At 66.3% G+C, this 24,320-nt stretch carries 30 protein-coding genes; 13 read left to right on the plus strand and 17 right to left on the minus strand.

The features are described from left to right. Positions 1 to 13: 13 nt before the first annotated feature. Complete coding sequence (locus J2Y58_RS03260) at positions 14 to 319, minus strand: hypothetical protein (protein ID WP_160984511.1); 306 nt, start codon at positions 317 to 319, stop codon at positions 14 to 16. Between the two features lie 623 nt (positions 320 to 942). On the opposite strand from J2Y58_RS03260, the gene J2Y58_RS03265 reads away from it, so the two are divergent. After that, the gene (locus J2Y58_RS03265) at positions 943 to 1,179 is read left to right on the plus strand and encodes a hypothetical protein (RefSeq protein ID WP_310098643.1); all 237 of its coding nucleotides are present in this window, start codon (positions 943 to 945) and stop codon (positions 1,177 to 1,179) included. Here the strand turns inward: J2Y58_RS03265 and J2Y58_RS03270 are convergent. Both J2Y58_RS03270 and J2Y58_RS03275 read right to left on the minus strand, forming a co-directional pair. Continuing rightward, a protein-coding gene (locus J2Y58_RS03270) for an IS5 family transposase (protein ID WP_310098645.1) occupies positions 1,176 to 1,957 on the minus strand; the annotation gives its coding sequence in 2 pieces (ribosomal slippage) (positions 1,176 to 1,633 and positions 1,633 to 1,957; 783 coding nt in all). The genes J2Y58_RS03265 and J2Y58_RS03270 overlap by 4 nt on opposite strands. Positions 1,958 to 1,983: 26 nt before the next feature. After that, the gene (locus J2Y58_RS03275; protein WP_310098648.1) at positions 1,984 to 2,514 is read right to left on the minus strand and encodes a hypothetical protein; all 531 of its coding nucleotides are present in this window, start codon (positions 2,512 to 2,514) and stop codon (positions 1,984 to 1,986) included. A gap of 413 nt (positions 2,515 to 2,927) precedes the next feature. Here J2Y58_RS03275 and J2Y58_RS03280 point away from each other — a divergent pair, with 413 nt between their 5' ends. From J2Y58_RS03280 to J2Y58_RS03295, 4 genes are read left to right on the plus strand one after another with little or no spacing between them, the layout of a single operon-like run. Then, positions 2,928 to 3,431 (plus strand): RcnB family protein, encoded by a 504-nt coding sequence (locus J2Y58_RS03280; RefSeq protein WP_188082365.1) that lies wholly within the window; start codon positions 2,928 to 2,930, stop codon positions 3,429 to 3,431. Beyond that, entirely contained in the window at positions 3,428 to 3,787 is a 360-nt protein-coding gene (locus tag J2Y58_RS03285) for a hypothetical protein (RefSeq protein WP_160984516.1), read from the plus strand. The genes J2Y58_RS03280 and J2Y58_RS03285 overlap by 4 nt, the downstream gene beginning before the upstream one ends. A gap of 58 nt (positions 3,788 to 3,845) precedes the next feature. Continuing rightward, positions 3,846 to 4,280: a DUF4410 domain-containing protein gene (locus J2Y58_RS03290; protein ID WP_160984517.1), complete on the plus strand. Its 435-nt coding sequence runs from the start codon at positions 3,846 to 3,848 to the stop codon at positions 4,278 to 4,280. Between the two features lie 60 nt (positions 4,281 to 4,340). Beyond that, entirely contained in the window at positions 4,341 to 4,685 is a 345-nt protein-coding gene (locus tag J2Y58_RS03295) for a hypothetical protein (protein WP_160984518.1), read from the plus strand. Between the two features lie 67 nt (positions 4,686 to 4,752). Here J2Y58_RS03295 and J2Y58_RS03300 read toward each other — a convergent pair whose 3' ends face one another. The 3 genes from J2Y58_RS03300 to J2Y58_RS03310 form a co-directional block, all read right to left on the minus strand. Next, positions 4,753 to 5,481: a hypothetical protein gene (locus J2Y58_RS03300; RefSeq protein WP_310098653.1), complete on the minus strand. Its 729-nt coding sequence runs from the start codon at positions 5,479 to 5,481 to the stop codon at positions 4,753 to 4,755. A 271-nt stretch (positions 5,482 to 5,752) separates the two neighbouring features. Beyond that, complete coding sequence (locus J2Y58_RS03305) at positions 5,753 to 7,114, minus strand: ATP-binding protein (RefSeq protein ID WP_160984520.1); 1,362 nt, start codon at positions 7,112 to 7,114, stop codon at positions 5,753 to 5,755. Positions 7,115 to 7,118: 4 nt separating this feature from the next. Continuing rightward, positions 7,119 to 7,835, minus strand: coding sequence for a response regulator (locus tag J2Y58_RS03310; RefSeq protein WP_310099588.1), 717 nt, complete (start codon positions 7,833 to 7,835; stop codon positions 7,119 to 7,121). A 277-nt stretch (positions 7,836 to 8,112) separates the two neighbouring features. Here J2Y58_RS03310 and J2Y58_RS03315 point away from each other — a divergent pair, with 277 nt between their 5' ends. The 8 genes from J2Y58_RS03315 (at position 8,113) to J2Y58_RS03350 (ending at position 14,588) form a co-directional block, all read left to right on the plus strand. Beyond that, positions 8,113 to 9,225 (plus strand): efflux RND transporter periplasmic adaptor subunit, encoded by a 1,113-nt coding sequence (locus tag J2Y58_RS03315; protein ID WP_188082364.1) that lies wholly within the window; start codon positions 8,113 to 8,115, stop codon positions 9,223 to 9,225. Further along, positions 9,222 to 10,391, plus strand: coding sequence for an ABC transporter permease (locus tag J2Y58_RS03320; protein ID WP_160984523.1), 1,170 nt, complete (start codon positions 9,222 to 9,224; stop codon positions 10,389 to 10,391). Before J2Y58_RS03315 ends, J2Y58_RS03320 begins: the two co-directional genes overlap by 4 nt. Positions 10,392 to 10,402: 11 nt before the next feature. Then, complete coding sequence (locus J2Y58_RS03325) at positions 10,403 to 11,104, plus strand: ABC transporter ATP-binding protein (RefSeq protein WP_202408031.1); 702 nt, start codon at positions 10,403 to 10,405, stop codon at positions 11,102 to 11,104. Between the two features lie 111 nt (positions 11,105 to 11,215). Beyond that, positions 11,216 to 11,695, plus strand: coding sequence for a hypothetical protein (locus tag J2Y58_RS03330; RefSeq protein WP_160984525.1), 480 nt, complete (start codon positions 11,216 to 11,218; stop codon positions 11,693 to 11,695). 96 nt (positions 11,696 to 11,791) lie between these two features. Next, positions 11,792 to 12,205, plus strand: a complete 414-nt coding sequence (locus J2Y58_RS03335; RefSeq protein WP_160984526.1) for an EF-hand domain-containing protein — start codon at positions 11,792 to 11,794, stop codon at positions 12,203 to 12,205. Between the two features lies 1 nt (position 12,206). Next, positions 12,207 to 13,016, plus strand: coding sequence for a sterol desaturase family protein (locus J2Y58_RS03340; RefSeq protein WP_160984527.1), 810 nt, complete (start codon positions 12,207 to 12,209; stop codon positions 13,014 to 13,016). Positions 13,017 to 13,325: 309 nt separating this feature from the next. Continuing rightward, complete coding sequence (locus tag J2Y58_RS03345; RefSeq protein ID WP_188082362.1) at positions 13,326 to 14,249, plus strand: LysR family transcriptional regulator; 924 nt, start codon at positions 13,326 to 13,328, stop codon at positions 14,247 to 14,249. Positions 14,250 to 14,279: 30 nt separating this feature from the next. Next, positions 14,280 to 14,588 carry a hypothetical protein gene (locus tag J2Y58_RS03350; RefSeq protein WP_160984529.1) on the plus strand — a complete coding sequence of 103 codons (309 nt, stop codon included), beginning with the start codon at positions 14,280 to 14,282 and terminating at the stop codon, positions 14,586 to 14,588. A gap of 14 nt (positions 14,589 to 14,602) precedes the next feature. Here the strand turns inward: J2Y58_RS03350 and J2Y58_RS03355 are convergent, their stop codons facing one another. Genes J2Y58_RS03355 through trbB form a run of 11 tightly spaced genes read right to left on the minus strand, consistent with a single transcriptional unit; the run spans position 14,603 to position 24,191 of the window. After that, the gene (locus tag J2Y58_RS03355; RefSeq protein ID WP_160984530.1) at positions 14,603 to 14,827 is read right to left on the minus strand and encodes a DUF2274 domain-containing protein; all 225 of its coding nucleotides are present in this window, start codon (positions 14,825 to 14,827) and stop codon (positions 14,603 to 14,605) included. After that, entirely contained in the window at positions 14,824 to 16,044 is a 1,221-nt protein-coding gene (locus tag J2Y58_RS03360; protein ID WP_160984531.1) for a TrbI/VirB10 family protein, read from the minus strand. The genes J2Y58_RS03355 and J2Y58_RS03360 overlap by 4 nt, the downstream gene beginning before the upstream one ends. Next, the gene (gene trbG, locus J2Y58_RS03365) at positions 16,041 to 17,057 is read right to left on the minus strand and encodes a P-type conjugative transfer protein TrbG (protein ID WP_160984532.1); all 1,017 of its coding nucleotides are present in this window, start codon (positions 17,055 to 17,057) and stop codon (positions 16,041 to 16,043) included. The genes J2Y58_RS03360 and trbG overlap by 4 nt, the downstream gene beginning before the upstream one ends. Beyond that, the gene (gene trbF, locus J2Y58_RS03370; protein WP_160984533.1) at positions 17,054 to 17,737 is read right to left on the minus strand and encodes a conjugal transfer protein TrbF; all 684 of its coding nucleotides are present in this window, start codon (positions 17,735 to 17,737) and stop codon (positions 17,054 to 17,056) included. The genes trbG and trbF overlap by 4 nt, the downstream gene beginning before the upstream one ends. 3 nt (positions 17,738 to 17,740) lie before the next feature. Beyond that, the gene (trbL, locus tag J2Y58_RS03375) at positions 17,741 to 19,051 is read right to left on the minus strand and encodes a P-type conjugative transfer protein TrbL (RefSeq protein ID WP_160984534.1); all 1,311 of its coding nucleotides are present in this window, start codon (positions 19,049 to 19,051) and stop codon (positions 17,741 to 17,743) included. A 1-nt stretch (position 19,052) separates the two neighbouring features. Further along, a complete protein-coding gene (trbK-alt, locus tag J2Y58_RS03380) occupies positions 19,053 to 19,358 on the minus strand; it encodes a putative entry exclusion protein TrbK-alt (protein WP_160984535.1) in 306 nt (101 codons plus the stop codon). A gap of 4 nt (positions 19,359 to 19,362) precedes the next feature. After that, positions 19,363 to 20,121 (minus strand): P-type conjugative transfer protein TrbJ, encoded by a 759-nt coding sequence (trbJ, locus tag J2Y58_RS03385; RefSeq protein WP_160984536.1) that lies wholly within the window; start codon positions 20,119 to 20,121, stop codon positions 19,363 to 19,365. Further along, a complete protein-coding gene (trbE, locus tag J2Y58_RS03390) occupies positions 20,118 to 22,607 on the minus strand; it encodes a conjugal transfer protein TrbE (RefSeq protein WP_160984537.1) in 2,490 nt (829 codons plus the stop codon). The genes trbJ and trbE overlap by 4 nt, the downstream gene beginning before the upstream one ends. Continuing rightward, positions 22,604 to 22,876: a VirB3 family type IV secretion system protein gene (locus J2Y58_RS03395; protein ID WP_160984538.1), complete on the minus strand. Its 273-nt coding sequence runs from the start codon at positions 22,874 to 22,876 to the stop codon at positions 22,604 to 22,606. The genes trbE and J2Y58_RS03395 overlap by 4 nt, the downstream gene beginning before the upstream one ends. Further along, positions 22,876 to 23,208, minus strand: coding sequence for a TrbC/VirB2 family protein (locus J2Y58_RS03400; protein ID WP_160984539.1), 333 nt, complete (start codon positions 23,206 to 23,208; stop codon positions 22,876 to 22,878). The genes J2Y58_RS03395 and J2Y58_RS03400 overlap by 1 nt, the downstream gene beginning before the upstream one ends. Continuing rightward, complete coding sequence (gene trbB, locus J2Y58_RS03405; RefSeq protein WP_160984540.1) at positions 23,205 to 24,191, minus strand: P-type conjugative transfer ATPase TrbB; 987 nt, start codon at positions 24,189 to 24,191, stop codon at positions 23,205 to 23,207. The genes J2Y58_RS03400 and trbB overlap by 4 nt, the downstream gene beginning before the upstream one ends. Positions 24,192 to 24,320: the final 129 nt, after the last annotated feature.

A 24,320-nucleotide genomic window follows, 5' to 3' on the forward strand; every position in this document is an offset into this window, starting at 1 on the left:
GAGCCCGATCATGTCAACGGTCCCGGCGATTGTGCTTCTTGGCGTAGATGCTGGCGCTTGCCCGATCCTGACGGGCGTGCAGCCGTGCGCGCTCGCGTGGGCCAAGCCCGCCGCCATCAGCCCGCATCCGTGCCTCGGTGCGACCGATCCGATACTGTTGGCGGCCGAGCCGCGTCGCCTCGCGGCCAGTGAGTTCGCCCGATTTCCAGCCCTGCGCGATCCGGTCGCGCTGGTGGTGCTGGCGTCCATTGACCTGCGCCGACGCCGGCACCGCCGCGACGATGCCAAGCCCGGCCAGGGCCGCGATGACCATCTTCATGTCCAAGTCTCCCATGACGCAATTACCCGCCGGCACTTGCGCGACCGACAGGGCTTGAACGGATCAGCGCCGGCCATCCGTCGCGCCGATCGAAAAAAATCGACCCGCGCGCTGCTCGATTGCCCGGGAAGGCCGGCCTGCCCGACCTGTGGGCCCGATGCCTGCCACGCCATCGGCTCAGCTCTCCGTTCGGCGGTGAGCAAGGCGACCTCGACGTGTAGTCGGCTGCCGGGTCGGACCGGAGGCGACGGTGCCGCCCATCGCCTCGGCCAGCGCACGCACGATCGCGAGGCCGAGCTCGGCGCCGCCGCTCCCGCCGGCGCGCAAGGGATCGAGCCGTGCATAGGCGGCTCCGAGCCACGCCCGATCAGCGGGAGCGACGCCGGTCCGTCGTCGATGAGCGACGGTAGGGTCTGCTGTCGGCTCGTTCGATCCAAACCGTGACCGTGGAAGCATTACCGCAGCGCGTTGTCGACCATAGCCGAAGGCGACGCTAGAATAGGCGATGGCGGTCTTCCGCGGTTTTCGCGCCCAGCGCCGGACAGGCCCTCTTACTGCTCCAATGCCGCCAAGGCGCCGTCTGCCTCAGTTCACCGCCGCAAGCTGGTCGCAAACACGACTGCTTGCAGCGCAGTCTCCTGCCCACGCCAACCGACAGCAATAGATCACCGCCGCCGCCTTCTCGCTTTAATGATCTGGAGAGCCTCTTCGGCGACAAAGCCACCGTCCTGATCCTGATCGAGATATTGGAACCGCTGCTGGGCAGCTTTCAGAAATTCAGCTTCGGTGATGCCGCGATTGAAGTTGGTGTCAGCCGATGCGACGGGTTGCGGAATGGGCAACAGTCCGTAGAGTTCTAGGCAGCGTGGACGAATTTAAGCAGGTAGCGGGTGGCAGCGATCTGGATCATGCTGAGGAAGCTTTCGGCGAGTTGGTCGTATCGGGTGGCGACCGCGCGATTGATCTTGAGATGACCAAACATGCGCTCGATACGATTGCGTTCCTTGTAGAGAGTGCGGTCGTGGATGATCGGCTTCTTACGGTTGGATCGTCCCGGGATGACGGCGTCGACCCCGCGGCCACGTAGATCGTCACGGATGGCGTCGGCGTCGTACCCCTTGTCACCCAGCAGCGCGGCCGGCTCGATTTCGGGCAGTGCTATCAGCGTGTCGTACGCCTTGCAGTCGGCGGCCTGCCCACCTGTCAGATGGAAGGCGAGCGGTCGCCCACCGGCATCGGCGATGCAGTGAATCTTACAGCCGAACCCGCCCCGCGAGCGGCCAAGAGCCTGTCGATGAGTCCCCCTTTTACCCCCGCTGCCGAAACGTGAGCGCGGATGGTGGTACTATCGATGCTGTAGTGGCCGGTGTCCGCCATCATCTCGGCCAGGGTGATCGACACGATCTCCCAGGTGCCGGCCTCGCTCCAGCGCCTGAACCGCCGGTAGATCGTGTTCCACTTACCGTACTTCTCCGGCACGTCGCGCCACGGAGCACCGCAACGCAGCCGCCACAAAATGCCGTTCAAAACCGAACGGTTCTCGGTCGGACGCCGTCCGCGACCACGCATCGATGGCTCGATCGGCAACAGATCCTTCAAGACCCGCCACTCTGCTTCGCTCAGATCGCCCCAGCTCAATCACGCCTCCAAAAGGAAGCCTTGAATCAACCGCCCGATCCAGCGTCAACCAATTTGTCCACGCCGCCTAGCCCCTGAGGCCTATTGGCTGCCATCTTCTGCGCCTTCGCTATCTTATCCGCAATATCGCCTCGAGCACCCATACCACGCATCGAGCCCATGCCGCCCGCGCCACCGCCGCCCATCGAGCCCATGCCGCCCAGGCCACCGCCGCCCATCTTACCCTTACCGGCAGGCATGCCCGGCCTTGGGATAGAGCGACCGCGCAACGGATCGCGGATCTCCGGAACGATCTCCTCTTCATAGCGCGTGATTTCCGCGGGTCCGATCTCTTCATCGCCATCCACGTTGAGGACCTTGTAGAAGCGGAGAGCGTCAGCCCCGAATTCCGCCGAGTCGAGTCTGCCATTGTGGTCGAGGTCGGCGGCCGTGAACCACATCATGAACGGTCGCTCGGTGCTGTCGGGTGACGGGCGAAATGGCTCTCCCATCGGGCTGACAAACATTGCCTGGGCCTGAGAGGCATTTTTGGCGCTCGCCGCCTGGGGATTGCCCAAGCTTGAGAGTCCGCCAAGAAGCGCAATCACTATGATCCTTTGTCGCATATGACATCTCCGAACTCGAAGACGCACATTTGAATCCTTCTATTTCGCCCGAATGAGGTTGTGTAACAAAGGGTATTCAGCATGCTTTGAGATTGTCCTTAGGACAGATTCGTGCTGTGAGATCGAACCCGGCCGTCGGCATCTGGCTGGCCTCGGCACCGTAGCAGCCCGCTCTCATACACTTTGTTACCTGCTGTTACCGTGCGGTATTATTGGGATTACCGCGCCACTCCATAGACGAGGCTGACAGGGATCAGTTTTCGCAAGGAGTCAGCATCATGTTCAGATGGTTGGTGCCCGTTGTGGCCGTGAGCGCGTTGGCGCTGTCCAGTTCGCCCAGCTTGGCGCAGTCGAGGGAGAGATCGGTGAGCGTACAGGGGCCGCACGGGCGCGGCGGAACCGTTCAGCGCTCGGTCGAGCGTCGTCCGGGTGGCGCGTCGGTCGAGCGTAGCCTCGACACCAATGATGGCCGTCATTTTGAAGCGTCGCGGAGCGCAGCCTGGGGCGGCGGCTACTATTCCGGAAGCCGAACCGTGACCGGCCCGAACGGCGGCACGGTGACACGCAGGGCGACCGTCGACGCGTGGCACAGACCGCTGCCACCAGCCGGCTATTGGGGACCTCGGCGCGGATACTATTTCGCGCCCGGCTATGGCTATTTTCCGGTGACCGCGCCTTACTATGCGCGCCCATGGACGATTGGCGCGATCGTACCAGTTTCCTTACGCCGCTACTATGTGCCGGTGCCGGCGGTCTACGGGCTCCCGGTCGCACCGGTCGGCCATAGCTGGATTTTCGTCGGAAACCGCACTGCCCTGGTGGCGGGACGCACCGGCGTGATCGTCCGCCTGGGCCCGGTGTTCTGGTGAGCGTGCAAGCTGAAGGGCTCGACGATCACGGAGCGCCGCGGCCTGCCGTCATCGATCCTGAATCGCCCTTGCCGTTCGCGGCGCTCTACTTCTGGGATGTCGAGGAAACGCGGAAGGGCGAGTTCAAGATGGCGTGGAACATTGCCATGCTGGCAATGCGGAAACAGAGCGGCGCCGCCGCATCGCTGCTCGCGACCGCATCCGATGGGACATTGATCGCGACGATCCTGTGGCCGGAGGGACAAGCCAGGGCGGCCGCTCTAGTGGACGGCGGAACGCTCTCCGATCTGCCTTGCAGATCCATGAGAGAGGAATGCTTCCTGCTCCCACCATCGGTGAAACAGCTGTCGCGCTGACAGAAGGGGTTCAAAGGGCCGGACCCGTGGGCGCGATCGATTTCGTGCGGAGTCAGCTATGTTCAAGATGCCGTTTGCATATCGTACGGGCCGGTGCGTCGATACGGGCTCCGTGCCAGGGAGGGCGCGTATCGGCGCTGCGTCGGCAACCCTCTTGCTGCTGGCGGCCTGTGCCGGCGCGAAGATTACCGATATGTCTGCGCGCTCGCCGATGCCGCCGCGTTCCGTAGAGATCGTCGTCCATGCCGCGCTCGCGCAGCAGATCGCTCCGTCGCTTCAACGTATCGCTTCGGCGCTCGAGCGCCAGGTCGTCGAAGACCTGGGCAAGCGCGGCGTACAGGCGAGGAGCGCGTCTACTTTCCCAGACGCCGCCTATGGTGACGTGCGGCTCGACTTGAGCATTGTGGAACAAAATCGTGGCGCGGGAGCGAAGCGCGTGATCGTCGGCCTGGGCGCGGGCGAGTCGACGCTTGTTGTCGTTGCTCGCTTGTGATCGCGGGACGGCGCCATCCTTGACCTCGCCGCGCGTGCGACAAGCGGAAGCAAACCAGGCTTGATCCTGCCGGCCGGCGCCACTGCCGCGACCGGAAAGCTGCTCCATCTGGTCATCGGCTCGGTCATCGGCATTGCCGCTGATGCACGCGGAGGAACAGCTGGCGACGTTCGGAACCTCTCGCGCGTCATCGCGCGCCAAGTTTTGATTGTCATCGATCCCGCGACTGCGCCTGAATCATCGGAAATGGAGACAGGCGCGAAAATATACCCCCTTGAATCCCCGACATCGCCAAATAGCGCGCAGGTTGATGATACCATGTCGGGGGGCACCGCTTCTGCAGTGTGGACCTGCCGACGAGCCGCAGAACCCGGGAGGACCGCGGCGTCCCTGCTCGGCGGCTGACATTGCGGCATCGAGCGATCATGATCACACGGGCGGGTGCCCTCTGGCCTGCTACCGCGAACTTGCCTCACCGCGGATCGGACTGCGGTTCTATCTGATAATCCCTCGGCGTCGCGGACTCGAACGGCTGAGGGGCCGGCGCGTCGGCCCCGGTCGGCCGGAAAGCGAACGGATAGTCGGCACCGTTCCAGCGGACCGTGAGCCGGATATCCGGCGCAAGAGGCTGCCGCCGTTCGATCGGAATGATCGCCATCCCGCCGAAGCTGGCGCCTGGATCGACTGTGTTGGTCTGGAGAATTTCGCTTTCGAACTGGTCGAGCGTATGGCCGAGGCGGCGGTCGATGGCGTGGATGGCAAGCGCTCCTCCGCCGACGGCGGCCGCTGCGCCGAGCACGCCGACACTATGGTCCTCCCAACGGATCGCGGTCGGAACCGGCCCGCGTGGTGTACGAGCCCAACCATAGTAAGTGCCGTGGCTGGAGGCGGTGGACGCCACCCCCGCCAGCGTGCCCGCGATGATCACCGTCGCGATTTTGGCGCCCCTCGCCCGGCGGCGCACACCGTCTTTCAGCTGCTCCTTGGTGAGCACGGGACCGATCGAGCTCCAGACATTCTCCGGCCCGAAGTTCGCGGGCGCGTCGCCCTTGTTGTAGACGGCAACGGCGAAGGAGAGCTGCCCATCGCGGACAGGCAGCGGTCGCACCTCTACCGCACCGGTCGGCGTCTCGAGATGCAGGGTCGGCACACCCTGATGATAGCGGGCGGTCTCGGCTCCAAGCTGAACGGGAACGAGCATCGCCGGACCGCGCGCCTGAACCGCCGATGGCGGCACAGCGATCAGGCACAGCGATCAGGCACAGCGATGCGGCTGCCATTGCGCTCATTCGACCGCGGGCATGTGGACCTCCAGGCATTGACCGCTGGAGCGAGAGGAGAGGAAGCATTGATCAAGATCCTTTCTGCTGAGGATCCTGATCGCCTAGATTCGCAACGCCGGCATGTTCGCTCGGTAAGGGATCGTATCGAAAGGTAACGGGAGCGTGCTGTGATTTGCTTGATCCGGTCGTTCAGCCCGCCTCGGGGCTATCGGGCAATCCGAATGTGAGCGTGACCCGGAAGCCTGTCGGCACCTTGTTCTCGAAGCGCACGCCGATGTGGCTGCGCTCGGCCAGCGCGTGAACGATCGCCAATCCCAGCCCAGCACCACCCGTCGAGCGATCTCGCGATGGATCGATGCGATTGAACGGCTCACCCAGCGTGGCGATCGCTTCTGGCGGGACGCCCGGGCCATCATCCTCGACGATCAGCACGATTCCAACCGTCGTTTGCTCAGCCCGCAGTTGGACGTTGTGCGCATAGCGCAGGCCATTGTCGATCAGATTGGCCAGGATCCGGCGCAGGCCCAGCGGCGCGGCGCGAACGACCAAGTCCTGCTCGTTCGGATCGAGGCGCACATTCTCGCCCATCTCCACTCTGGTCTCGACGATGCGCGCCAGCTCCTCGCCCAGATCGATGATCGAGAGTTTGGTTTCCGTCGACGAGGCCTGTTGCGCGAACAGCAGCGTGTCCTCCAGAAGATCGTGCATCTCGGCAAGATCGCTTGCTGCCCGGGCACGATGGCTCTCATCATCGATGAATTCCGTACGAAGGCGCAGTCGCGTGAGATAGGTGCGCATGTCGTGGGCAATGGCGGCGAGAAGCCTCGTCCGTTCCTCCATGAGCCCACGAATTCGTGCCTTCATGTCGTTGAAGGCGGCGCTAAGCTCGCGCAGTTCCTGCGCGCCTGTTACCGGCAGATCGGGCGCGTCGAGCTCCGCCGCGAACGTCCTGATGCGACGCGAAAGCCGCACGAGCGGGCGCGTCGTCTGCCGGACTGCAAGCCAGAGCGCAAACAGAACGACCGCTCCGAACGCGACCGAGAGGAAAGCGCGCCGCCGTAGGAATGCCTGAAGGAGCAAGGAGGGACGGCTGTCGATCAGCAGCCATCGCCCGTCGCTGAGTCCGACCGCCAATTGCGTCGGATCGATATAGTTTAGTGGACCAGGTTGGTCGCGCAGCGGCCGATGAATGACGGCCTCGTCGCGCCAGAGCAGCACCGGCCGATCCGACAAGGCGGCCAGATAGGCGCGCCGCTGTTCCGACAGCCTGCCGGACTGCTCCCGCTCGACGCTCGGAAGTTCCGCAACCACCCGCACCTGGAACAGCGAATCGTCGAAGGCTGCGAGCGCGGCGGGCCGCAGCTCGGGCTGGATGTTCTCCAGCGTGGCTGCCATCGCCCGCACCTGGTCGGGCGGCGGCAGGTTCGAGGCTCGCCGTTCGTAGACCTCGCTCGGCAGCAGCATCACGGTTCCCACCACCAGCTGCAACAGCACGAAGCCGCCGATGAGGACCGCGGCGATCCGGAAGGAAAGGTTGGCCGAGACGCTCACCCGCTCAGGCCTTCTCGACGCGTGCGGCGAAGATGTAGCCGCCGCCGCGCACGGTCTTGACGAGGAGGTCGCCCGATGGGTGCTGTCCCAGCTTGCGGCGTAACCGGCTGAGCTGGACGTCGATCGACCGGTCATAGGGGATGGCGTTGCGTCCGCGGGTCCAGTCGAGCAGCTGATCGCGGTTGAGCACGCGCTGGGGATGGGTGACGAAGCTCAGCAGCAGCTCGAACTCGCCGCCGGTGAGATCGACGGGCTCCCCGTCCGGATCGACGAGCGACCGGCAGCCTGCGTCGAACAGCCATTCGCCAAAGCGGTATCGTTCGACCGAAAGCGGTGCACTAACGCGGTTGACGTCGCGGGTTCGGCGCAGAATCGCGCGAACGCGCGCAACCAGCTCGCGCGGGTTGAACGGTTTGGTCAGATAGTCGTCGGCGCCGATTTCGAGGCCGACGATCAGATCAACGTCCTCGCTCTTCGCCGTGACCATCAGGACCGGTACGTCGCCGCGCGCGTGCAAGCGGCGACAGAGCGAAAGGCCGTCCTCGCCCGGCATCATCACGTCGAGGATGGCGAGGTCGACCCGCTGCCGCTCGAGCAGCCTATCGAATTCTTCCGCCGACTTGCATCCGGCGGGCGTGAAGCCCTCACGGGCCAGCAGCTCGACGATCATCGTGCGTATTTCCCGATCGTCCTCGACGACCGCAATGAGACTATTCTCCATGGGCACCTTTTTGCCTTGCGTGAGCCGCCAGGGAAATAGGCGAGGCGCTCCGTTACTCTTCGATACATTTCGCAACGGATATGTAGCCGGCCGCTTACACGGTCGCGTCATTGCCCATTTCCGGAAAAATGCCTCGGACCGAATGGACGCGGCCCTTCGTATCATGGACCGCGCGACCCGAATGACCGACGACCCGTCCGCCAATCGCTTGACACTCCAGCGACCACCCCCCCGGACGCGGCGCATCAGTCCCGTGCTTTTCTGGTGCGCCGCAGGGATGATCCTGCTCGCCCTAGTCGCGCTCGCCTGGCGCTATGCCTGGCCCCAGCAGGTGAGCAGCTATCGTGTGAAACGGGAGGCGCTAGAGGTCTCCGTCTCGGGCCCTGCGACGCTCGATGCGATCAACAAGGCCAATGTGAGCTCGCGCGTGGCCGGGCGGCTGACGCAGATACTGATCGATCGCAACGATAGGGTCGTGCCCGGCCAGCTGATTGCCACCATCGAACAGGAAGATCTGCGAAACATCCTGTCCGCCTCGCGCGCCAATCTCCAGGGGGCGCAGGGTGCGCAGCAGGAGGCGGACGCCAATGTCGAGAGCGCGCAGGCCACGCTCACCAACGCCCGCTCCGCGTTCGGTCGTCAAGCCGAGCTGAAGGAAAAGGGCTGGGTGTCGCGGGCGAGCTACGAGCAGGCCGAGGCGACGTTGCGCGAAAGCGAGGCGCGCGTCGCCGGGCTGCGGCAGGCGGCGCAGCGCGCGCGGGCGCAGACCGACGCAGCTGCGGCCAGCGTTCGCGTCGATGAAGCGCAACTCGGGCTGGCGAGCGTCAGGGCTCCGTTCGGCGGGATCGTATCGGTACGAAACAGAAATGTCGGCGACGTGCTGAGCGCCGGCGCATCCATTCTTGAGATCGTCGATCCTGAAAGCATCGTCCTCACAGCCCGCTTCGATGAAAGCGCGATCGGCGCGGTGCGTCCGGGACAGCCTGCCCGCATTCGTTTCGCCTTCGATGCCCGCCGCGCGGTTACGGGCAAGGTGCTGCGTCTCGGCAGGTCGGTGGATCCCGAGACACGCGAATTCACCGCCGACATTGTCGCCGATCGGCTCCCATCCAACTGGGCGATCAACCAGCGCGCCAATGTGGAGATCGTCCTTTCGGCCAAACCGCGCGCCCTCGTCGTGCCCGCCGCCTTCGTGGAGTGGAACGGGATTCAGCCGAACGTCTGGGTCCTGGAGGGAGGTCGGGCGCGCCGCAGGAGCATCGAACTCACGGGCACGCGGGGAAGCAGGCTGGAGGTGCGCCGTGGTCTCGCGCCGGGCGACATCCTTCTTTCGCCCGAGGATAGCTATCCGTTCATGCCCGTGGCCCGTCAGGGTGACGACGACCGATGAACCTCGCAATCAAGGACATCCGGTTCAATCTGGCGCGCTTCGCGCTTACGGCGCTCGGCATCGGCTTCCTGCTGATGGGCGCGATCGGCGCGATCGGCCTTTATCGCGGAATCGTCGCCGACGCACTGCTGGTGATCGACCATATCGGCGCCGATCTCTGGGTTGTTCAAGGCGAACGGGTCGGCCCTTTTGCTGAGGGGTCATCGATCTCCTCCACGATGGACCGCCGGGTCGAGGGGGTTGAGGGCATCGCCTCGGTGAGGCGCTTCGTTCAGTTCAGCCAGCAATTCTCCTTTGCCGGGAAGGTTCGCCGCGCCACCATCACGGGGCTCGATTATCCCAGGGACGATGGCGCGTGGTTCGAACTCAAAGCGGGCCGCCATCTTGAGGCGAGTCATTTCGAGGCTATCGCCGATGACAGCGTCGGCCTTCCGCTCGGCGCCACGATCCGCCTCGCCAAGGACGATTACCGGATCGTCGGCCTCACTCATGGCCTTGTCGATTCGGCGGGCGACGGGCTCCTGTTCGTATCGATCAACGATGCCACCGCAATCGCGTCGCGCCGACCGAGCGAGCAGGTACTGCTCGCCCGCGAGACATCGGGCAACGCCGCACCCCAAGGGGACGGCGCCAGCCCGAGTTCAGTGCCGCAGGACAGCAAGATCGCGGCGGTCCTGGTCGGCCTCGCTCCCGGCGCCGATGTGGCCCGCATCAAGGCGGCGATCCTCGCTTGGGGCGACACAAATGTCCTGAGCAGCGCCGAGCAGCGTGATCTCCTTCTCAATCAGCGCTTGTGGCGGCTTCGCCTGCAAATCCTCGCCTTCGCCTCGGTGCTCCTGCTGGTTACCGCGATCGTCATCTCGCTGATCATCTACATGCTGACGATGGAGAAGCTGCACCAGATCGCCTTGCTCAAGCTGCTGGGGGCGCGGAACTCGGCGATCGTCGCGATGATCCTCCAGCAGGCGGGGTTGATCGGCCTGTTCGGGTTCGGGCTCGCGATGCTCCTTTCGCATCTCACTTTCCCGAACTTCCCGCGGCGTATCGTCATGCTGCCCCAGGATCTCGGTATATTTTTCGCGATCCTGTGCGTGATCTGCCTGGTCGCCAGCTGGTTCGGCATCGCCCAGGCCTTGAAGGTCCGGGCGCAAGAGGTGCTCTCGTGACTGGAGCGCCGTTGCTCAGCGTCCGCAACGCCGCGCGCCATTACCAGAGCGGCGAAACGGTTGTGCGCGCGCTGGACGGCGCATCTTTGGAGGCCCATGCCGGCGAGCTGATCGGCATCATGGGACCAAGCGGATCGGGCAAGAGCACGCTTCTCCTCATCTGCGGGTTGCTCGAGCCGCCGAGCGCCGGCGAGATATACATTCGTGATCGCCTCGTCTCTTATCCGGGCGCCGATCTCGACAAGCTGCGGGGTTTTCGGCGCGATCATATTGGCTTCGTCTTTCAGAAGGCGAATCTCATCCCGTTCCTGACGGCCACGGAGAATGTGTCGATCGCGCTCGAGATCGCGGATGTCGAGGCCAGGGCTGCGCGGGGCTATGCAACCCAGCTGCTGGGGGCGCTCGATCTTGGCCATCGCATAGACAATCGTCCCTCGCGCCTGTCGGGGGGCGAACAGCAGCGCGTCGCGGTCGCGCGTGCGCTCGCCAATGATCCGCCCCTCATTCTGGCCGACGAGCCCACTGCGGCGCTCGACAGCGTGCGGGGGCGGCAGGTGATGGAATTATTCAGGCGCATCGCCGTCGAGCGCAGCGCCTGCGTCATGGTCGTCACCCACGATCCGCGCTCGCTGGATCTGTTCGACCGGGTCATCGAGCTTTCCGACGGTCGCATCCTCTCCGAGCCCTCCCAACCGGTTCAGGCGCATCCATAGTGGCCGGTTACGCTTCGTTACTCTTTGCCTTCCCGATGAAGCACGCCGCTTACGCAGCCCAGCTACTTCGAGGTCCGGCGCAGGATGATCGCCGTTTCAAAGGAGTGTGATATGAGAAAGCAGATTTTGATCGCAAGCAGCTTCGCATTGCTAACCTCGGGGCTGGCGGTTGCAGCCGAGGCACAGCCCCGGTCCCGGTCGGTGAACGTCCAGGGCGCGAACGGCGGTGGCTTCGTGAAGCAGCGTTCGATTAGCCGCGGGGACGGCAATGTGGCCGCGTCGCGCAGCGTCCGGACCAATGGCGGCCATGGCTATGATGCCAACAGGTCTGCTTCGCGCCAGGCCGGCAACACCTCGACCAGCGGGCAGATCACCACCATTGATGGCCGCAGCGCATCGACCAGCGCCGGGCGGACCTGGGGTGACGGCAGCTATTCCGGCGGTCGCACGACGACGCTCGGCGACGGCACCAGCTTCGGCCACTCGACGACGGCGACGCGCAATGCCGACGGGAGCGTGAGCTACTCGTCCTCCCGGACCGGCGTTGGCGGCGACACCGCCACCGTCGAGGGTACCACCGTCCCGCGCTAATTTCCCCAGACGCGGCAGCCCCCCTCCCTGGGCCGCGTGAGGCCGCGCCGCTCAGCCCCCGCGCGGCGCGGCCTCCTTTTCGAAAAAGGACATTTGATGAAAGCCCGTCTTCTGATTATTCCCGCAATCCTAGTCTGCTCGACGCCCGCCATGGCCCAGATGGGCCAACTCGACGTCTTCGAAAGCGCCGATACTAACGGTGACGGGCAGGTGTCCCAAGCCGAATTCAGGGCGGCGCGCGCGCAGCAGTTCAGCCGGCTCGACCGCAACGGTGACGGCACCGTCGCCCAGTCCGACTTCGGGCGCATCGCGCAGATGCGTCCGCAGCTCGGCGCGCGCCTCAACGCCTTCATCGCGAGCGCGGATACGAACCGCGACGGGCGCGTCACGCGGGCGGAATTTGGCTCGGCTCCGGCCCCGCTGTTCGACCGGGCTGACGTCAACCGCAATGGGCTGGTCGACAAGGCGGAGCTTGAGCGACTCCGCGAAGCCATCGGCCGGGAGAGCTGACATGGATCCGCTCGGGCGATCGCCGCTCTGGCTCGGCTTCGTCGTGACGATCGTTGCGGCCGAGGCATTGTCGCGCCTTGGCGCCGGGCATGGCTATGACCGCCGCACGGCGCTCACCTCGCTGGGGCTAGTAATGGGCGGCCTTCCGTTCGCGGCGCTCAACGCCTTCGTGATCGGCGGGGTCTTCGCCTGGCTATGGTCGCTGGCGCCGGTCCGCCATTCGCTTGACGATTGGTGGAACTGGCTCGTCGCCTTCCTGCTAGTGGAATTCGCCTATTACTGGTTCCATCGCGCAAGCCATCGGGTGCGCTGGCTCTGGGCGACCCATTCGGTGCATCACTCGGCTGAGCAGCTCACGCTCCTCTCGTCGTTTCGGCTTGGATGGACCAACCTGTTCTCGGCAGGATGGGTCTTCTATGCGCCGCTTGTCTTGCTTGGCTTCGATCCACGGCTCGTCCTCGGTCTGCTCGCGCTCAATCTGCGCTATCAGCTGTTCCTCCACACCGAGCTGATCGGACGCCTCGGGCCCGTTGAATGGCTGTTCAATACGCCGGCGCACCACCGGCTGCACCATGGATGCAACGAGCCCTATCTCGACAAGAATTATGGCGGCGTGCTTATCATCTTCGACCGCATGTTCGGCACCTTCGTCGCCGAACGTCCGGGCGAGCCGATCCGCTATGGGCTTGCGCATCGCGAGGCCACGGCCAACCCGCTCAAGATCGCCTTTCGCGAATGGATCCTGATGGCGCACGACCTGCGAGCAACGCGGTTTCGCGACATTGGCCGAACGCTGTTCGGAGCGCCTTGACCAGTGAATGCTAGCGGAAGTTCATTTTGCGGGGAGCACCCTGGTCCTCGCAAACAGGTCGTTGATGACTCGATGCAATTGCCTCACGCGGCCGAAACCGTCGTTCTGGGGCGCGCTGTCGAGAACGCCGACGGCAGCTGCTTTCAGGCAGGACGACTCGTTCGGCGAAGGTCAGCGAAAGGTCGCGAAGGCGGAATTCTCCATCCTTAAGCGCAGTTTGCCTGTGCCGAGGATCGCGACGACCGGTGTTCCGTGTCGCACGGTCAGCTCAATCGTCGCACTCAAGCGTAAATTCAGGAAAACGGCTCGGTGACTTTCGATATGCGACAGCTTCGTTATGCGATAGCGGCAGCGGACCACGGGAGCTTTTATCGCGCCGCACGCGCACTTGATGTCGAGCAATCGACGTTAAGTCGCAATATTCTGCGATTGGAACGGATGATCGGCGCCAAGCTGTTCGACCGCTCTCGTGCGGGAGTGACGACGACGATCGCGGGCACGCGCTTCATCCGCAGCGCCCGGCCGATGGTCGCCAATGCGGATCGGATGGTGGCGGCGACCAGGGACGCAGGCCAGGGCCGTGCTGGCGCTTTGATGTTGGGACACAACAGCTCGGTCTCCGCGGGCAATCTGCGCGCCACGGTACTGGCTTGGCAGAGCGATAATCCGGATGTCGATTTCGGGAGCGTGGAAACCGATCGTGGTGCGCTACTCGCCGGATTGGACACCGGCGAGATCGACATCGCAATCCTGATGGGCGACGCCGGCCATGAAGGCTATCGGCGCGAGCCTTTCTGGAGCGAGCGCATCGTGGTCGCACTGCCGGCCCAGCATCCGTTAGCGGGCCACGAAATTGTGCATTGGACCGATCTGCGATCAGAGCGCTTTGTCCTGCCCGCAGCGGATCCCGGCTCCGATATCCGCGACATGCTGCTAGGACGACTGTCTATGTCCGGCGCGCACCCGGACATCAGAATCGACCAGACCACGCGAGAGACCGTGCTGAGCCTGCTCGGCGCCGGCCGGCGCATGTCGATCGTGTGCGAAGGTTCGACAGGCGTGCGCTACCCGGATGTCGTCTACCGGCCTATCCACGGCGAACAGGGGCCGGCGCTGACGGTCTATTCCGGTTGCTGGCGCGAAGACAACGGCAATCCGGCCCTGCGACGGTTTCTTGGATTCATCAAGGCGCGCTATGCGCTGTCTTTTGATTTCTCGCAGCGATCCGAGTAGATTAGAAGCCAAATTCTTGGAGTTGCCGCCATGTGGCATGGCAAGACAATCATCCTCCTGCTCGTTACCTTGGTCGTCGGCTTCGCCGGTGGATTCATCTTGCGACCGGTGATCGCACCAATGCAGCAGGCCGACACGATCGCTGCCGGCCCACCTGCGGCGTTGGTGACGAGCGAGGCGCGCGGCACGCAGTATTTCGTCGCGCATATCGACGAAGCACGCCAGGTCGTCGCGGGGTGCCGTGACGGTTCGGTTCGGGGCGGCGAATGCGCCAATGCCGATGAGGCGATAATCAAGGTCGACGCCCAGGAGCGCCGGAAGCGGTTTCTGGACAATTGATCGCACGGTGGCGCTCAGTTTTTCGCGCCACCTCGCCGGCGCGCGAATCCGCGATCGCTCGCCATGAATCGCTCCAGCATCGGCGCGACCAGCTTTTCCGGCGCGACGGGTTCGCCGCCGGTCTCGGCCGCAAGCGCAGCGGCGTAGGCGACAAGATCGCGGTGGACGGCGGCGGGGACCTCCGCCGCCAGCTTCACCGGCCGGTCATCGGCGAGCGGCCCCAGTTTCAACTTCGTCATCGGGTCCCTCCGATCGGTTCGAGCACAAGGTCGCGGGTGAGAACGACGCGCAGCGGATGGCCTGGCCGGATGGTGAGCGTCGGCTGCACGTTGAGCTGCCGTCTCACGATCTGCTGGCCGGTCTGATTGATGGTGTCCTGCGAGCCGCGCCGCAGGGCACGGGTCAGGTCGTCCTCGCTGTCCGCACCTAGCTCGGCGCCTACGCCGAGCAGTGTCGAGACGGCTGCCGCCTTGAGGAGATTGCCCCAATGCTGGTTCACGCGGTCCTGTAGCCCCGCGAATCCGGCTCCGTCCGCGCCGGGCGGGCGCTCGAGAACGATCGAGCGCCCGTCCGGCATGATGAGCCGATCCCAGGCGAGCAACACGCGCGTCTGCCCGGCGGCGATCTCGCTATCATACTCGCCGATCAGCCGCGCGCCCTGCGGAATAAGCAGGATGCGCCCGGTCGGGCTGTCATAGACGTTGGCCGTCACCTGGGCGGTGATCTGGCCGGGCAGGTCAGAGCGGACGCCGGTGATGAGCGCAGCCGGGATGATGCTGCCGGCCTGCACGATGTTGGGCGATGCCGGCGCCGTCAGCCGCTCAACGCTGATTGTGCGCTGGTTGGACGGCTGCGCCATGAAGGCGCGCTTGGCGGCCTGGTCGCCTTGCGCCGCCTGCTGCGCCGGTTCCTGCGCGGAAGGCGCCGGCAAACCCGGCGTTGAGGCCGGCTCCGCACCCGCACGCGCGCCGCCGCTGCCTAGAAAAACCGAGCTGGTGCGGGCCGCATCGCGCTCCTGAGCGGCGCGCTGCCGGGCTGCCTCCGCCGCCTGCGCGCGCGGATCGGGCGGGCCGGGCTGCACGCCGATCGGCGGCACGGTAACGTCCTCGCCGCGCTGCTGCGCCGACACGATTGGACGGCCGAGGTCGCCCGGAAGCGGCGGGCCGAGCCGTGGCGCCCGTGCGTAATCGCGCGGGCCGGACGTGATGGTTTCGGCCGTGGCGCGGCTGTCGGTGTTGTAGAGTTCCTGCGCAGCCTTCTCGCCCGGCGGCCGCAGCGCATAAATCAGCGAACCACCTATGCCGAGGCCGGCGGCGACGCCGACGACGGCAAGCGCTTTACGCGAGAGCCGCATGACGCGGGGTGGCTCGCCGCGAAGCTGGAACGCGGCGGGATCGGGGCGAGCGGCCTGCGGCTCCGGCCGCGCTTCGGCTGGCGCATCGTGGCTTTCGGTCACGGCCGCCCCCTCCGTCCATCGTCGCGCACGATGCGGACGCGCTGTTCGGTGCGGCGGTCGCCCAGGCGCAGCTCGGCGGCGGCGAACAGGCGATCGACCACCATGTAGCGGCCCTGCACGCGGTAGTTGACCAGTTCGGCGTCACCGCGCGCGCCGGTCACGAACAGCGGCGGCATCTCACCCTGCGAGATCCCGGCCGGAAACTCGATGAACACCTGCCGCCCGTCGTCGAACGCACGGGCCGGCGCCCACGACACGCGGTCGCCCTCGATCCGGTAGCGAAAGTTGAGCGCCGTCACGTCCACGCCGGTTGCGGCCGGTATGGCAGCGGCGGCAGCCGCGTTGCGGCCTTGCAAGGCGATGAGCTGGTCCTGCGGATAGGTCCAGGACACGGACGCCATGTAGGTCGCGGGCGTGGCGCGCAGCTCCAGATGGTAGGTGCGCCGGTCGGTGTTGATAACAAGGTTGGTGGCGAGGTCGGGCCGGGTGGGCTTGACGAGGATGTGGGCGCGCGCGGTCGCACCGCTGCCGCTCACCGTGTCCCCGATGATCCACCGCACCGTGTCTCCGGCTGCGACCGGCCCTGGCCCCACGAGCTGCTCGCCTTCCTGCAAGGCGATGTCCGTCACCTGACCCGGCGCGGTATAGACTTGATAGAGCGCGCCTTCGGTCCACGGATATTGCTGAATGGCGTTAAGGAATCCATCGCGCACCGGCTGAATACGGGCGGCGTTGTTGGCATCGCCGACACGGCGGCGCGGATCGGCGGACTCTGGCGATCGCGCGCTCTCCGTCACCGGCTTCAACTGGCCGGGCAGCGGCAACGGCTCGGGGATCGTGACGATCTCGACCGCGCGGGGCGGCTCGGCCGCGCGCGTCGCGACGATCGCCCGAGGCGGATCATCCAAAGCGATCACGGGCGGCCTGGCCGACGTAGTGGCGCAGCCCGCGAGCGCGGACGCGGAGACGAGCAACGCGGCCGTGGCCGCGCGGCGGATGGGTATGCCGGTCATTGCGACAGCTCCTTCGACCAGTTGAGGGCATTGACGAAGACGCCGAGCGGATTCTTGCGCAGAGCGTCGGGGGTGCGCGGCGGCTGGACGACTATGGTGAGGATCGCGGACCAGCGTTCGGTGGCGGCAAGGCTGCCGTCCTGATAGCGGCGCTCGGTCCAGGCGACGCGGAAGCTGTCGGGTGAGGCGCGGATGACGCTCGACACTTCCACCGCGACCTGCACCCGCCCGACATTGGCGAACGGGTCGTTGGCGCGCGCATAGTCGTTGAGGAACAGGGCGCCTTTGTCGGTCGTGAAGTCGTAGGCCCGGAGCCAATTCTGCCGCACGATGACCGGATCGGCCGGGATGCTGCGCACCTGTTCGATGAAGCGGGCGAGATGAAACGCTACTTGCGGATCAGTGGGACGGTAGCCGGCCTCGGCGGGCGCAACCGCCTGAGCTTCGCCCAGCCGATCGACCTGCACGACCCAGGGGACGATGTGGCCGCGTGTCGATTGCCAGACGAGGCCGCCGGCCAAGCCGCTCGAAAGCGCGAGCGTCCCGAAGAAGGCGAGCCGCCAGTTCTTCGCCTGCACGCGCGCGGAGCCGATGCGGTCGTCCCATGCCTGCGCCGCGCGCTGATAGGGTGTGGCTGGCTCGGGCGCCTGGCCGTAGCGGATGCTGGGGCGCTTGAACATGGATCAATCCTTCTGGCTGGTGTCGACGGACGCGCCGCCACCGCCGCCATCGCCGGAGCGCAGCGTGTGGGCGGCGATGGTCGCGCCGTGGGTCATGGTCTGGCGGTTCTTCATCGCGGACGCCCAAGCGGGCGCGCCGGCCGGCGCGTCCGGCGACGGCGTGGAACTACCGCCTGAAATGGTCCCGCCGGTGGCGGTGACGGCGGCGCGGCCGCCCGAGCGGTAGCTGTTCTTGAGCGAGGCGGCCGCCTTGCGAAGCGGCGACATGGCTGCGCCCACGGCGGCTTGACCGACGCCGCCAGCGCCGCCGGCGACTGCCGCCGCACCGCTCTTGCCGGCCGAGCCGAGCGCATAGGCGCTGTTGGCCGCGCCGGAGGTGAAGGCCGCCCCTCGGGCCGCACCGCTGACCGCGCCTGCCGCCGCGCCGACACCGAGCCGGGCGGCAGCAGCGCCGCCAGCCAGTGCGCCGCCGGCCGCAAGCACGGTTCCCGCCGCCGCACCCGCGCCCAGCGCCGGGCCGCCGGACACGATGCCGTTGGCGATCGATGGGCCGAAGATGCCGAGGCCCAGCAGGCAGAGCGAGGCGAGCGCTACTGCCAGCGCGTCCTCGATGCTTGGCTGCGCGCCGCCGAACCCGGCGCGGAACTCGTCGAACAATGTCGAGCCAATGCCGACGATGACGGCGAGCACCAGCACCTTGATGCCCGACGAGATCACCAGCCCCAGCACGCGCTCGGCCATGAAGGCGGTTTTGCCGAACAGGCCGAACGGGATGAGGACGAAGCCGCAGAGCGTCGCCAGCTTGAACTCGATCAGCGTGATGAAGAGCTGGATCGACAGGATGAAGAAGGCCAGCACGACCATCACCCAGGCGAACAGCAGCACCGCGATCTGGATGAAGTTCTCGAAGAAAGCGACCCAGCCCATCAGGTCGGAAATGGATTCTAGGATCGGCTGACCAGCCTCCAGCCCGACTTGGGCGACGCGGCCCGGCTGGAGCAGTTCGGCGGCCGTAAAGCCGGTGCCCGACGCTTTCAGGCCCAGGCCGGCGAAGCTCTCGAAGACGATCCGCGCCAGGGTGTTCCAGTTGCCGATGATGTAGGCGAAGACGCCGACGAATAGGGTCTTCTTGACGAGGCGCGCGATGATGTCGTCGCCTTCGCCCCAGGTCCAGAAGAGCGCGGCCAAGGTCACGTCGATGACGATCAGCGTCGTCGCGATGAACGCCACCTCGCCGCCGAGCAGGCCGAACCCGCTGTCGATGTAGCGGGTGAAGACGTCCAGAAAGCGATCGACGACGCCAGTGCCGCCCATATCAGTTCTCCTGTGCCGAAGCGTCTTCGGCGATGCGGGCGGCGGGCCGCGCGCCGGGCGCGAGGAACCGGCGGCGGTTCTCGGCCCAGGCGCGCAGGCAGTCGGAGTCGCTCGCCCCGGCCGCTCCGATCGACTGGCAGCGGCGCAGTTCGATCAGCAGCGGATCGACTGTCTCCGAGCTGTCAGCGACGGCCGCCGGCTCCTCGCGCGCAGGCTCAGGCGCGCGGCTCATCTCGATCGCCGTCATCGTGATGGCGATGGCGACGAAGATGATGGCGCCGATGCGCGCGAGGAGCTTGGTGTCCATCGGATCAGTCGTGGAACATGCTTGCGTTGCCCGGCTGGTAGCCGGTGGACCGCGTCAGGAAGCGGCGTCGCCGTTCGCGGCTTTCGGCCTCGACCGCCGCATCACGCGCCGAATCCAGCGCCTGCGCCCGGCCCTGCGCGGCGAGCAGCGCCGTCAGGTCCGCGAGCTGCTGCGATTGCAGCGCGAGAAGCTGGTTGCCCGCCTGTGCCGCCTGGAGCGCGCCCGTCGCCGACTGGCTGGACGTAACCAAGCCATCCATCGTCGTGCGCGCGCCGTCGATGTTGCCGACGACGCCGGCCTGAACGCGAAGCGCGTCCTCGAACGCGCCGACGCTATCCTCCCAGCGCGCGTTGGCGTTGGCGACCATCTGCGCGTGGGTGCCGGTCAGCGCCGCGCCCTTGTAGCGTCCGTTGAACACCTGCTGGACGTTCTGCACGTCGTAGGCGATCCGCTGCGCCTCACCGAGAAGCTGCTGGGTGCGCTGCACCTGCTGCTGCAACTGCTGGAGCGAGCTGAACGGCAGCGAAGCCAGGTTACGCGCCTCGTTGATGAGGCTGGTCGCCTGCTGCTGGATTTGCTGAATCTGATTGTTGACCTGCTGGAGCGACCGGGCGGCGGTCAGCACGTTCTGCGCATAGTTGGTCGGGTCATAGACGATCCCGCCGAACTGAGCCTGGGCCGGCGTGGCGACGGTGATGCCGATCATGCTCGACGTGGCGATGGCGCCGGCCAGCATGGCACGGCGCAGGATATTGGGTTTCATGGGGTCATGTCCTTCAAGGCAAGGGGGAGCTGGCCGGTATCTTCCCGGCCACCGGCCAGCGGATCGGATTGGGGTTCGGGAAGAAGATCGACCGCCCAGGCCAGGCCGCGATGGCGCAGCCATTCGGCGGCGAAGCGCTCGCGGCCATGGGTCTCGACCAGCTCGGCGATGCGGAGCTGATCGGTCTTGGAAGACGCGGCGGCGAAGGCCAGCGCGACCTCGCCCAGCCCCAACTCGAACAGCCGGTTGCCGCGCCGCGATTGGCAGTAGTAGTCACGCTTGGGCGTCGCCCGGCTGAGGATTTCGATCTGGCGGGCGTTGAGGCCGAACCGCTCGTAGATCGCCGCGATCTGCGGCTCGGCGGCGCGCTCGTTCGGCAGGAAGATGCGCGTCGGGCAGCTTTCGATGATGGCCGGCGCGATGTTCGAGGTTTCGATGTCGGCGAGGCTCTGCGTGGCGAAGACCACGCTGGCGTTCTTCTTGCGCAGTGTCTTCAGCCACTCGCGGAGTTGTGCGGCGAAGTCCGGGCTGTCGAGAACCAGCCAGCCCTCGTCGATGATGATGAGCGTGGGACTGCCGTTGAGCCGTCCCTCGATCCGATGGAACAGGTAGGACAGGACCGCGGCGGCCGAGCCGGCGCCGACCAAGCCCTCAGTCTCGAACGCTTGGACCGATGCCTCGCCGAGCCGTTCCGCCTCGGCGTCGAGCAACCGGCCCCATGGCCCGCCAAGGCAATAGGGGGCAATCGCCTGCTTGAGCTGCTGGCTCTGCAGCAGCACGGCCAGGCCGGTCAGCGTGCGTTCCGTGACGGGCGCACTGGCGAGCGAGCCGAGCGCGGACCAGATATGCTCCTTGGCCTGCGGATCGACCGCGACGCCTTCGGACGCGAGGATCGCCGCCAGCCATTCGGCCGCCCAGGCGCGCTCTGCGGACTCGTCGATGCGGGCGAGCGGCTGGAGCTGGACACCGTCACCGGCCTCGTCGGCAAGCATCCCGCCCAAGTCCTGCCAATCGCCGCCCATGCCGATCGCGGCGGCGCGGATGCTGCCGCCGAAGTCGAAGGCGAAGACCTGGCCGTTCTCGTAGCGCCGGAACTGCATCGCCATGAGGGCGAGCAGCACCGACTTGCCCGCGCCGGTCGGCCCGACGATCAGCGTGTGGCCAACGTCGCCGACATGAAGGGAAAACCGGAACGGGGTCGAGCCTTCGGTCTTGCCATAGAGCAAGGGGGGAGCGCCGAAATGCTCGTCCCGTTCCGGCCCCGCCCATACTGCTGACAGGGGGATCAGGTGGGCGAGATTGATGGTGGAGATGGGAGGTTGGCGGACATTGGCGTAGGTGTGGCCGGGCAGGCTCCCCAGCCATGCCTCGATCGCGTTCATGCCCTCGGGGATGACGGTGAAGTCGCGGCCTTGAATGACCTTCTCGACCAGCCGCAGCTTCTCGGCGGCAATGGCGGGGTCGCGGTCCCACACCGTCACCGTCGCGGTGACATAGGCCATGCCGGCATAGTCGGCGCCCAGCTCCTGCAGGGCGGTGTCGGCGTCGGCGGCCTTGTTGGAGGCGTCGCTGTCCACGAGGACCGACGCCTCGTTGGTCATCACCTCCTTCAAGATCGCGACCACGCTCTTGCGCTTGGCGAACCACTGGCGGCGGATGCGGCTCAGCAGCTTGGTCGCATCGGTCTTGTCGAGCATGATGGCGCGGGTCGACCAGCGATACTCGAAGGCGAGCCGGTTCAGCTCGTCGAGCAGACCGGGGAAGGTCACGCTCGGGAAGCCGACGATGGTGAGCGTGCGAAGATGTTGGTCGCCGAGCTTCGGTTCGAGCCCGCCGGTCAGCGGCTCGTCGGCTAGCAGCGCGTCGAGGTGCATGGGGGTCTCCGGCACACGGACACGCTGGCGGTGGGTCGAGATGGTGCTGTGCAGGAAGGTCAGCGTCTCGGCGTCGTCGAGCCAGCGGACCTCGGGCACGAAGCCCTCGACCAGGTTGAGCACGCGGTCGCTGCGATCGGTGAAGCCTTTGAGCAACTCCCACGGATCGACGCCGGTCGTGGCCCGGCCTTCGTAGAGCCAGCCTTCGGCCCTCGCGGCTTCTTCGGCCGGCGGCATCCACAGCAGCGTGAGAAAATAGCGGCTCTCGAAATGCGCGCCTTCCTCGCTGAATTGCTCGCGCCGCTCCCAATCGACCAGTTCAGATACGGCATCGGGGAAGCTGGACGTCGGATAGTCAAGCGCTGGCGTCCGCTGCGCCTCGACGAAAATCGCCCAGCCCGAGCCTAGGCGCCGGAGCGCCCCGTTCAGTCGCGCCGTCGTGGCGACCAGCTCGGCCGGGGTGGCGCTGTCGAGATCGGGACCGCGAAAGCGCGCCGTGCGCTGGAAGCTGCCGTCCTTGTTCAGAACGACTCCCTCGCCGACCAGCGCGGCCCAAGGCAGGAAGTCGGCCAGGTGCGCAGCTTTGCTGCGATACTCGCGCAAGCTCATCATGGCCGCATCCATGTCGGATAACGGAGATGGCGGCGCGCCACGTCCACGAATTGCGGATCGCGGCGCGCGGCCCAAACGGACAGCGCATGGCCTACGGCCCAGATGGCCAGGCCGGCGATCCAGAGCCGCAGGCCGAGACCGATCGCGCCCGCCAGCGTGCCATTGACGATGGCAAGAGAGCGCGGGGCGCCGCCGAGCAGAATCGGCTCGGTCAGCGCCCGGTGGACCGGCGCCAAATAGCCGGGGATGGGCTCGACCCCGTCCGACATCAGACCAGCGCCCCGCCGCCGAAGCTGAAGAAGCTGAGGAAGAACGAGCTGGCCGCAAACGCGATCGACAAGCCGAACACGATCTGGATCAGCTTGCGGGAGCCGCCGCTCGTATCACCGAACGCGAGCGTCAGGCCCGTAACGATGATGATGATGACCGCGACGATCTTCGCCACCGGTCCCTCGATGCTTTCGAGGATGCTTTGCAGAGGCGCTTCCCACGGCATCGACGAACCACCCGCATGGGCGGGGGCGGCGATTGTCAGCGCGACGACGCTGGCGGTGGCGGCAAGCATGGCGCGGCGTGCGCCACGCGACAGAACGTGGATCATTGTTCGTCTCCAAGGTTGGGGGCTGTGAGGGAGGTCAGGCGGTAGTCGCCGGTGGCTGAGTCGAGCCCTTCGACACGGGCCAGCTCGGCGAGGCGGCGGCCGTGTCCATCGCGGACCAGCACGGCGATCAGGTCGATCGTCTCGGCGAGCAGCGCGCGCGGGACCGTGACGACGGCTTCCTGAATGAGCTGCTCCATCCGCCGCAGCGCCCCGAGCGCCGAGCCGGCGTGGATCGTGCCGACGCCGCCCGGATGGCCGGTGCCCCAGGCTTTGAGAAGGTCGAGCGCCTCGGCGCCGCGAACCTCGCCGATCGGGATGCGGTCCGGCCGCAAGCGCAGCGACGAGCGGACCAGCTCCGACAGCGAGACGACCCCATCCTTGGTCCGCATGGCGACGAGATTGGGCGCCGCGCATTGCAGCTCGCGCGTGTCTTCGATCAGAACGATGCGGTCGGTCGTCTTCGCCACCTCGGCGAGCAGCGCGTTGACCAGCGTCGTCTTGCCACTGCCGGTCCCGCCGGCGACGAGGATATTGGCGCGGGTCTCGACACCATGCCGCAGCGCCTCGGCCTGAACCGCCGACATGATCCCGGCACGCGCATAGTCGTCGAGCGTGAAGACGGCGACGGCCGGCTTGCGGATCGCGAAGGCGGGCGCGGCGACGACGGGCGGCAGCAGCCCCTCGAACCGCTCGCCGCCCTCGGGCAGCTCCGCCGAAACTCGCGGCGCGCGGGCATGAACCTCGACGCCGACATGGTGCGCGACCAGACGGATGATCCGCTCACCATCGGCGGCCGACAGCAGCTCGCCGGTATCGCTGATGCCTTCGCCGAGCCGATCGACCCAAAGCCGGCCGTCCGGGTTGAGCATCACTTCGATGACGGCGGGATCGTCGAGCCAAGCCGCGATCGCCGCGCCCAGCGCCGTGCGCAGCATTCGCGCGCCGCGTGTCTTGGCTTCGGATCGGATCGGCTGGACGGTCAAGGATCGGCCCCTGGATCAGGCCGGGCGAACCGCCGCCCGGCGTCAGGAGCACATCAAGAGACGCAGAAATATTCGATCTGCAACAGCTACTTGGCGGGGTAGTAGAGGCGGCGGTAGATACGGCGCCGG

This window comes from Sphingomonas sp. BE138 (genome assembly GCF_031456125.1).
GTDB lineage: Bacteria > Pseudomonadota > Alphaproteobacteria > Sphingomonadales > Sphingomonadaceae > Sphingomonas.

Coding starts and splice junctions, on each gene's coding strand:
- J2Y58_RS03260 (WP_160984511.1), bottom strand. CDS start 319: ATGAAGATGGTCATCGCGGCCCTGGCCGGGCTTGGCATCGTCGCGGCG.
- J2Y58_RS03290 (WP_160984517.1), top strand. CDS start 3,846: ATGTTCAAGATGCCGTTTGCATATCGTACGGGCCGGTGCGTCGATACG.
- J2Y58_RS03300 (WP_310098653.1), bottom strand. CDS start 5,481: ATGCTCGTTCCCGTTCAGCTTGGAGCCGAGACCGCCCGCTATCATCAG.
- J2Y58_RS03310 (WP_310099588.1), bottom strand. CDS start 7,835: ATGGAGAATAGTCTCATTGCGGTCGTCGAGGACGATCGGGAAATACGC.
- J2Y58_RS03315 (WP_188082364.1), top strand. CDS start 8,113: ATGATCCTGCTCGCCCTAGTCGCGCTCGCCTGGCGCTATGCCTGGCCC.
- J2Y58_RS03320 (WP_160984523.1), top strand. CDS start 9,222: ATGAACCTCGCAATCAAGGACATCCGGTTCAATCTGGCGCGCTTCGCG.
- J2Y58_RS03330 (WP_160984525.1), top strand. CDS start 11,216: ATGAGAAAGCAGATTTTGATCGCAAGCAGCTTCGCATTGCTAACCTCG.
- J2Y58_RS03335 (WP_160984526.1), top strand. CDS start 11,792: ATGAAAGCCCGTCTTCTGATTATTCCCGCAATCCTAGTCTGCTCGACG.
- J2Y58_RS03340 (WP_160984527.1), top strand. CDS start 12,207: ATGGATCCGCTCGGGCGATCGCCGCTCTGGCTCGGCTTCGTCGTGACG.
- J2Y58_RS03350 (WP_160984529.1), top strand. CDS start 14,280: ATGTGGCATGGCAAGACAATCATCCTCCTGCTCGTTACCTTGGTCGTC.
- J2Y58_RS03355 (WP_160984530.1), bottom strand. CDS start 14,827: ATGACGAAGTTGAAACTGGGGCCGCTCGCCGATGACCGGCCGGTGAAG.
- trbG (WP_160984532.1), bottom strand. CDS start 17,057: ATGACCGGCATACCCATCCGCCGCGCGGCCACGGCCGCGTTGCTCGTC.
- trbF (WP_160984533.1), bottom strand. CDS start 17,737: ATGTTCAAGCGCCCCAGCATCCGCTACGGCCAGGCGCCCGAGCCAGCC.
- trbL (WP_160984534.1), bottom strand. CDS start 19,051: ATGGGCGGCACTGGCGTCGTCGATCGCTTTCTGGACGTCTTCACCCGC.
- trbK-alt (WP_160984535.1), bottom strand. CDS start 19,358: ATGGACACCAAGCTCCTCGCGCGCATCGGCGCCATCATCTTCGTCGCC.
- trbJ (WP_160984536.1), bottom strand. CDS start 20,121: ATGAAACCCAATATCCTGCGCCGTGCCATGCTGGCCGGCGCCATCGCC.
- trbE (WP_160984537.1), bottom strand. CDS start 22,607: ATGATGAGCTTGCGCGAGTATCGCAGCAAAGCTGCGCACCTGGCCGAC.
- J2Y58_RS03395 (WP_160984538.1), bottom strand. CDS start 22,876: ATGTCGGACGGGGTCGAGCCCATCCCCGGCTATTTGGCGCCGGTCCAC.
- J2Y58_RS03400 (WP_160984539.1), bottom strand. CDS start 23,208: ATGATCCACGTTCTGTCGCGTGGCGCACGCCGCGCCATGCTTGCCGCC.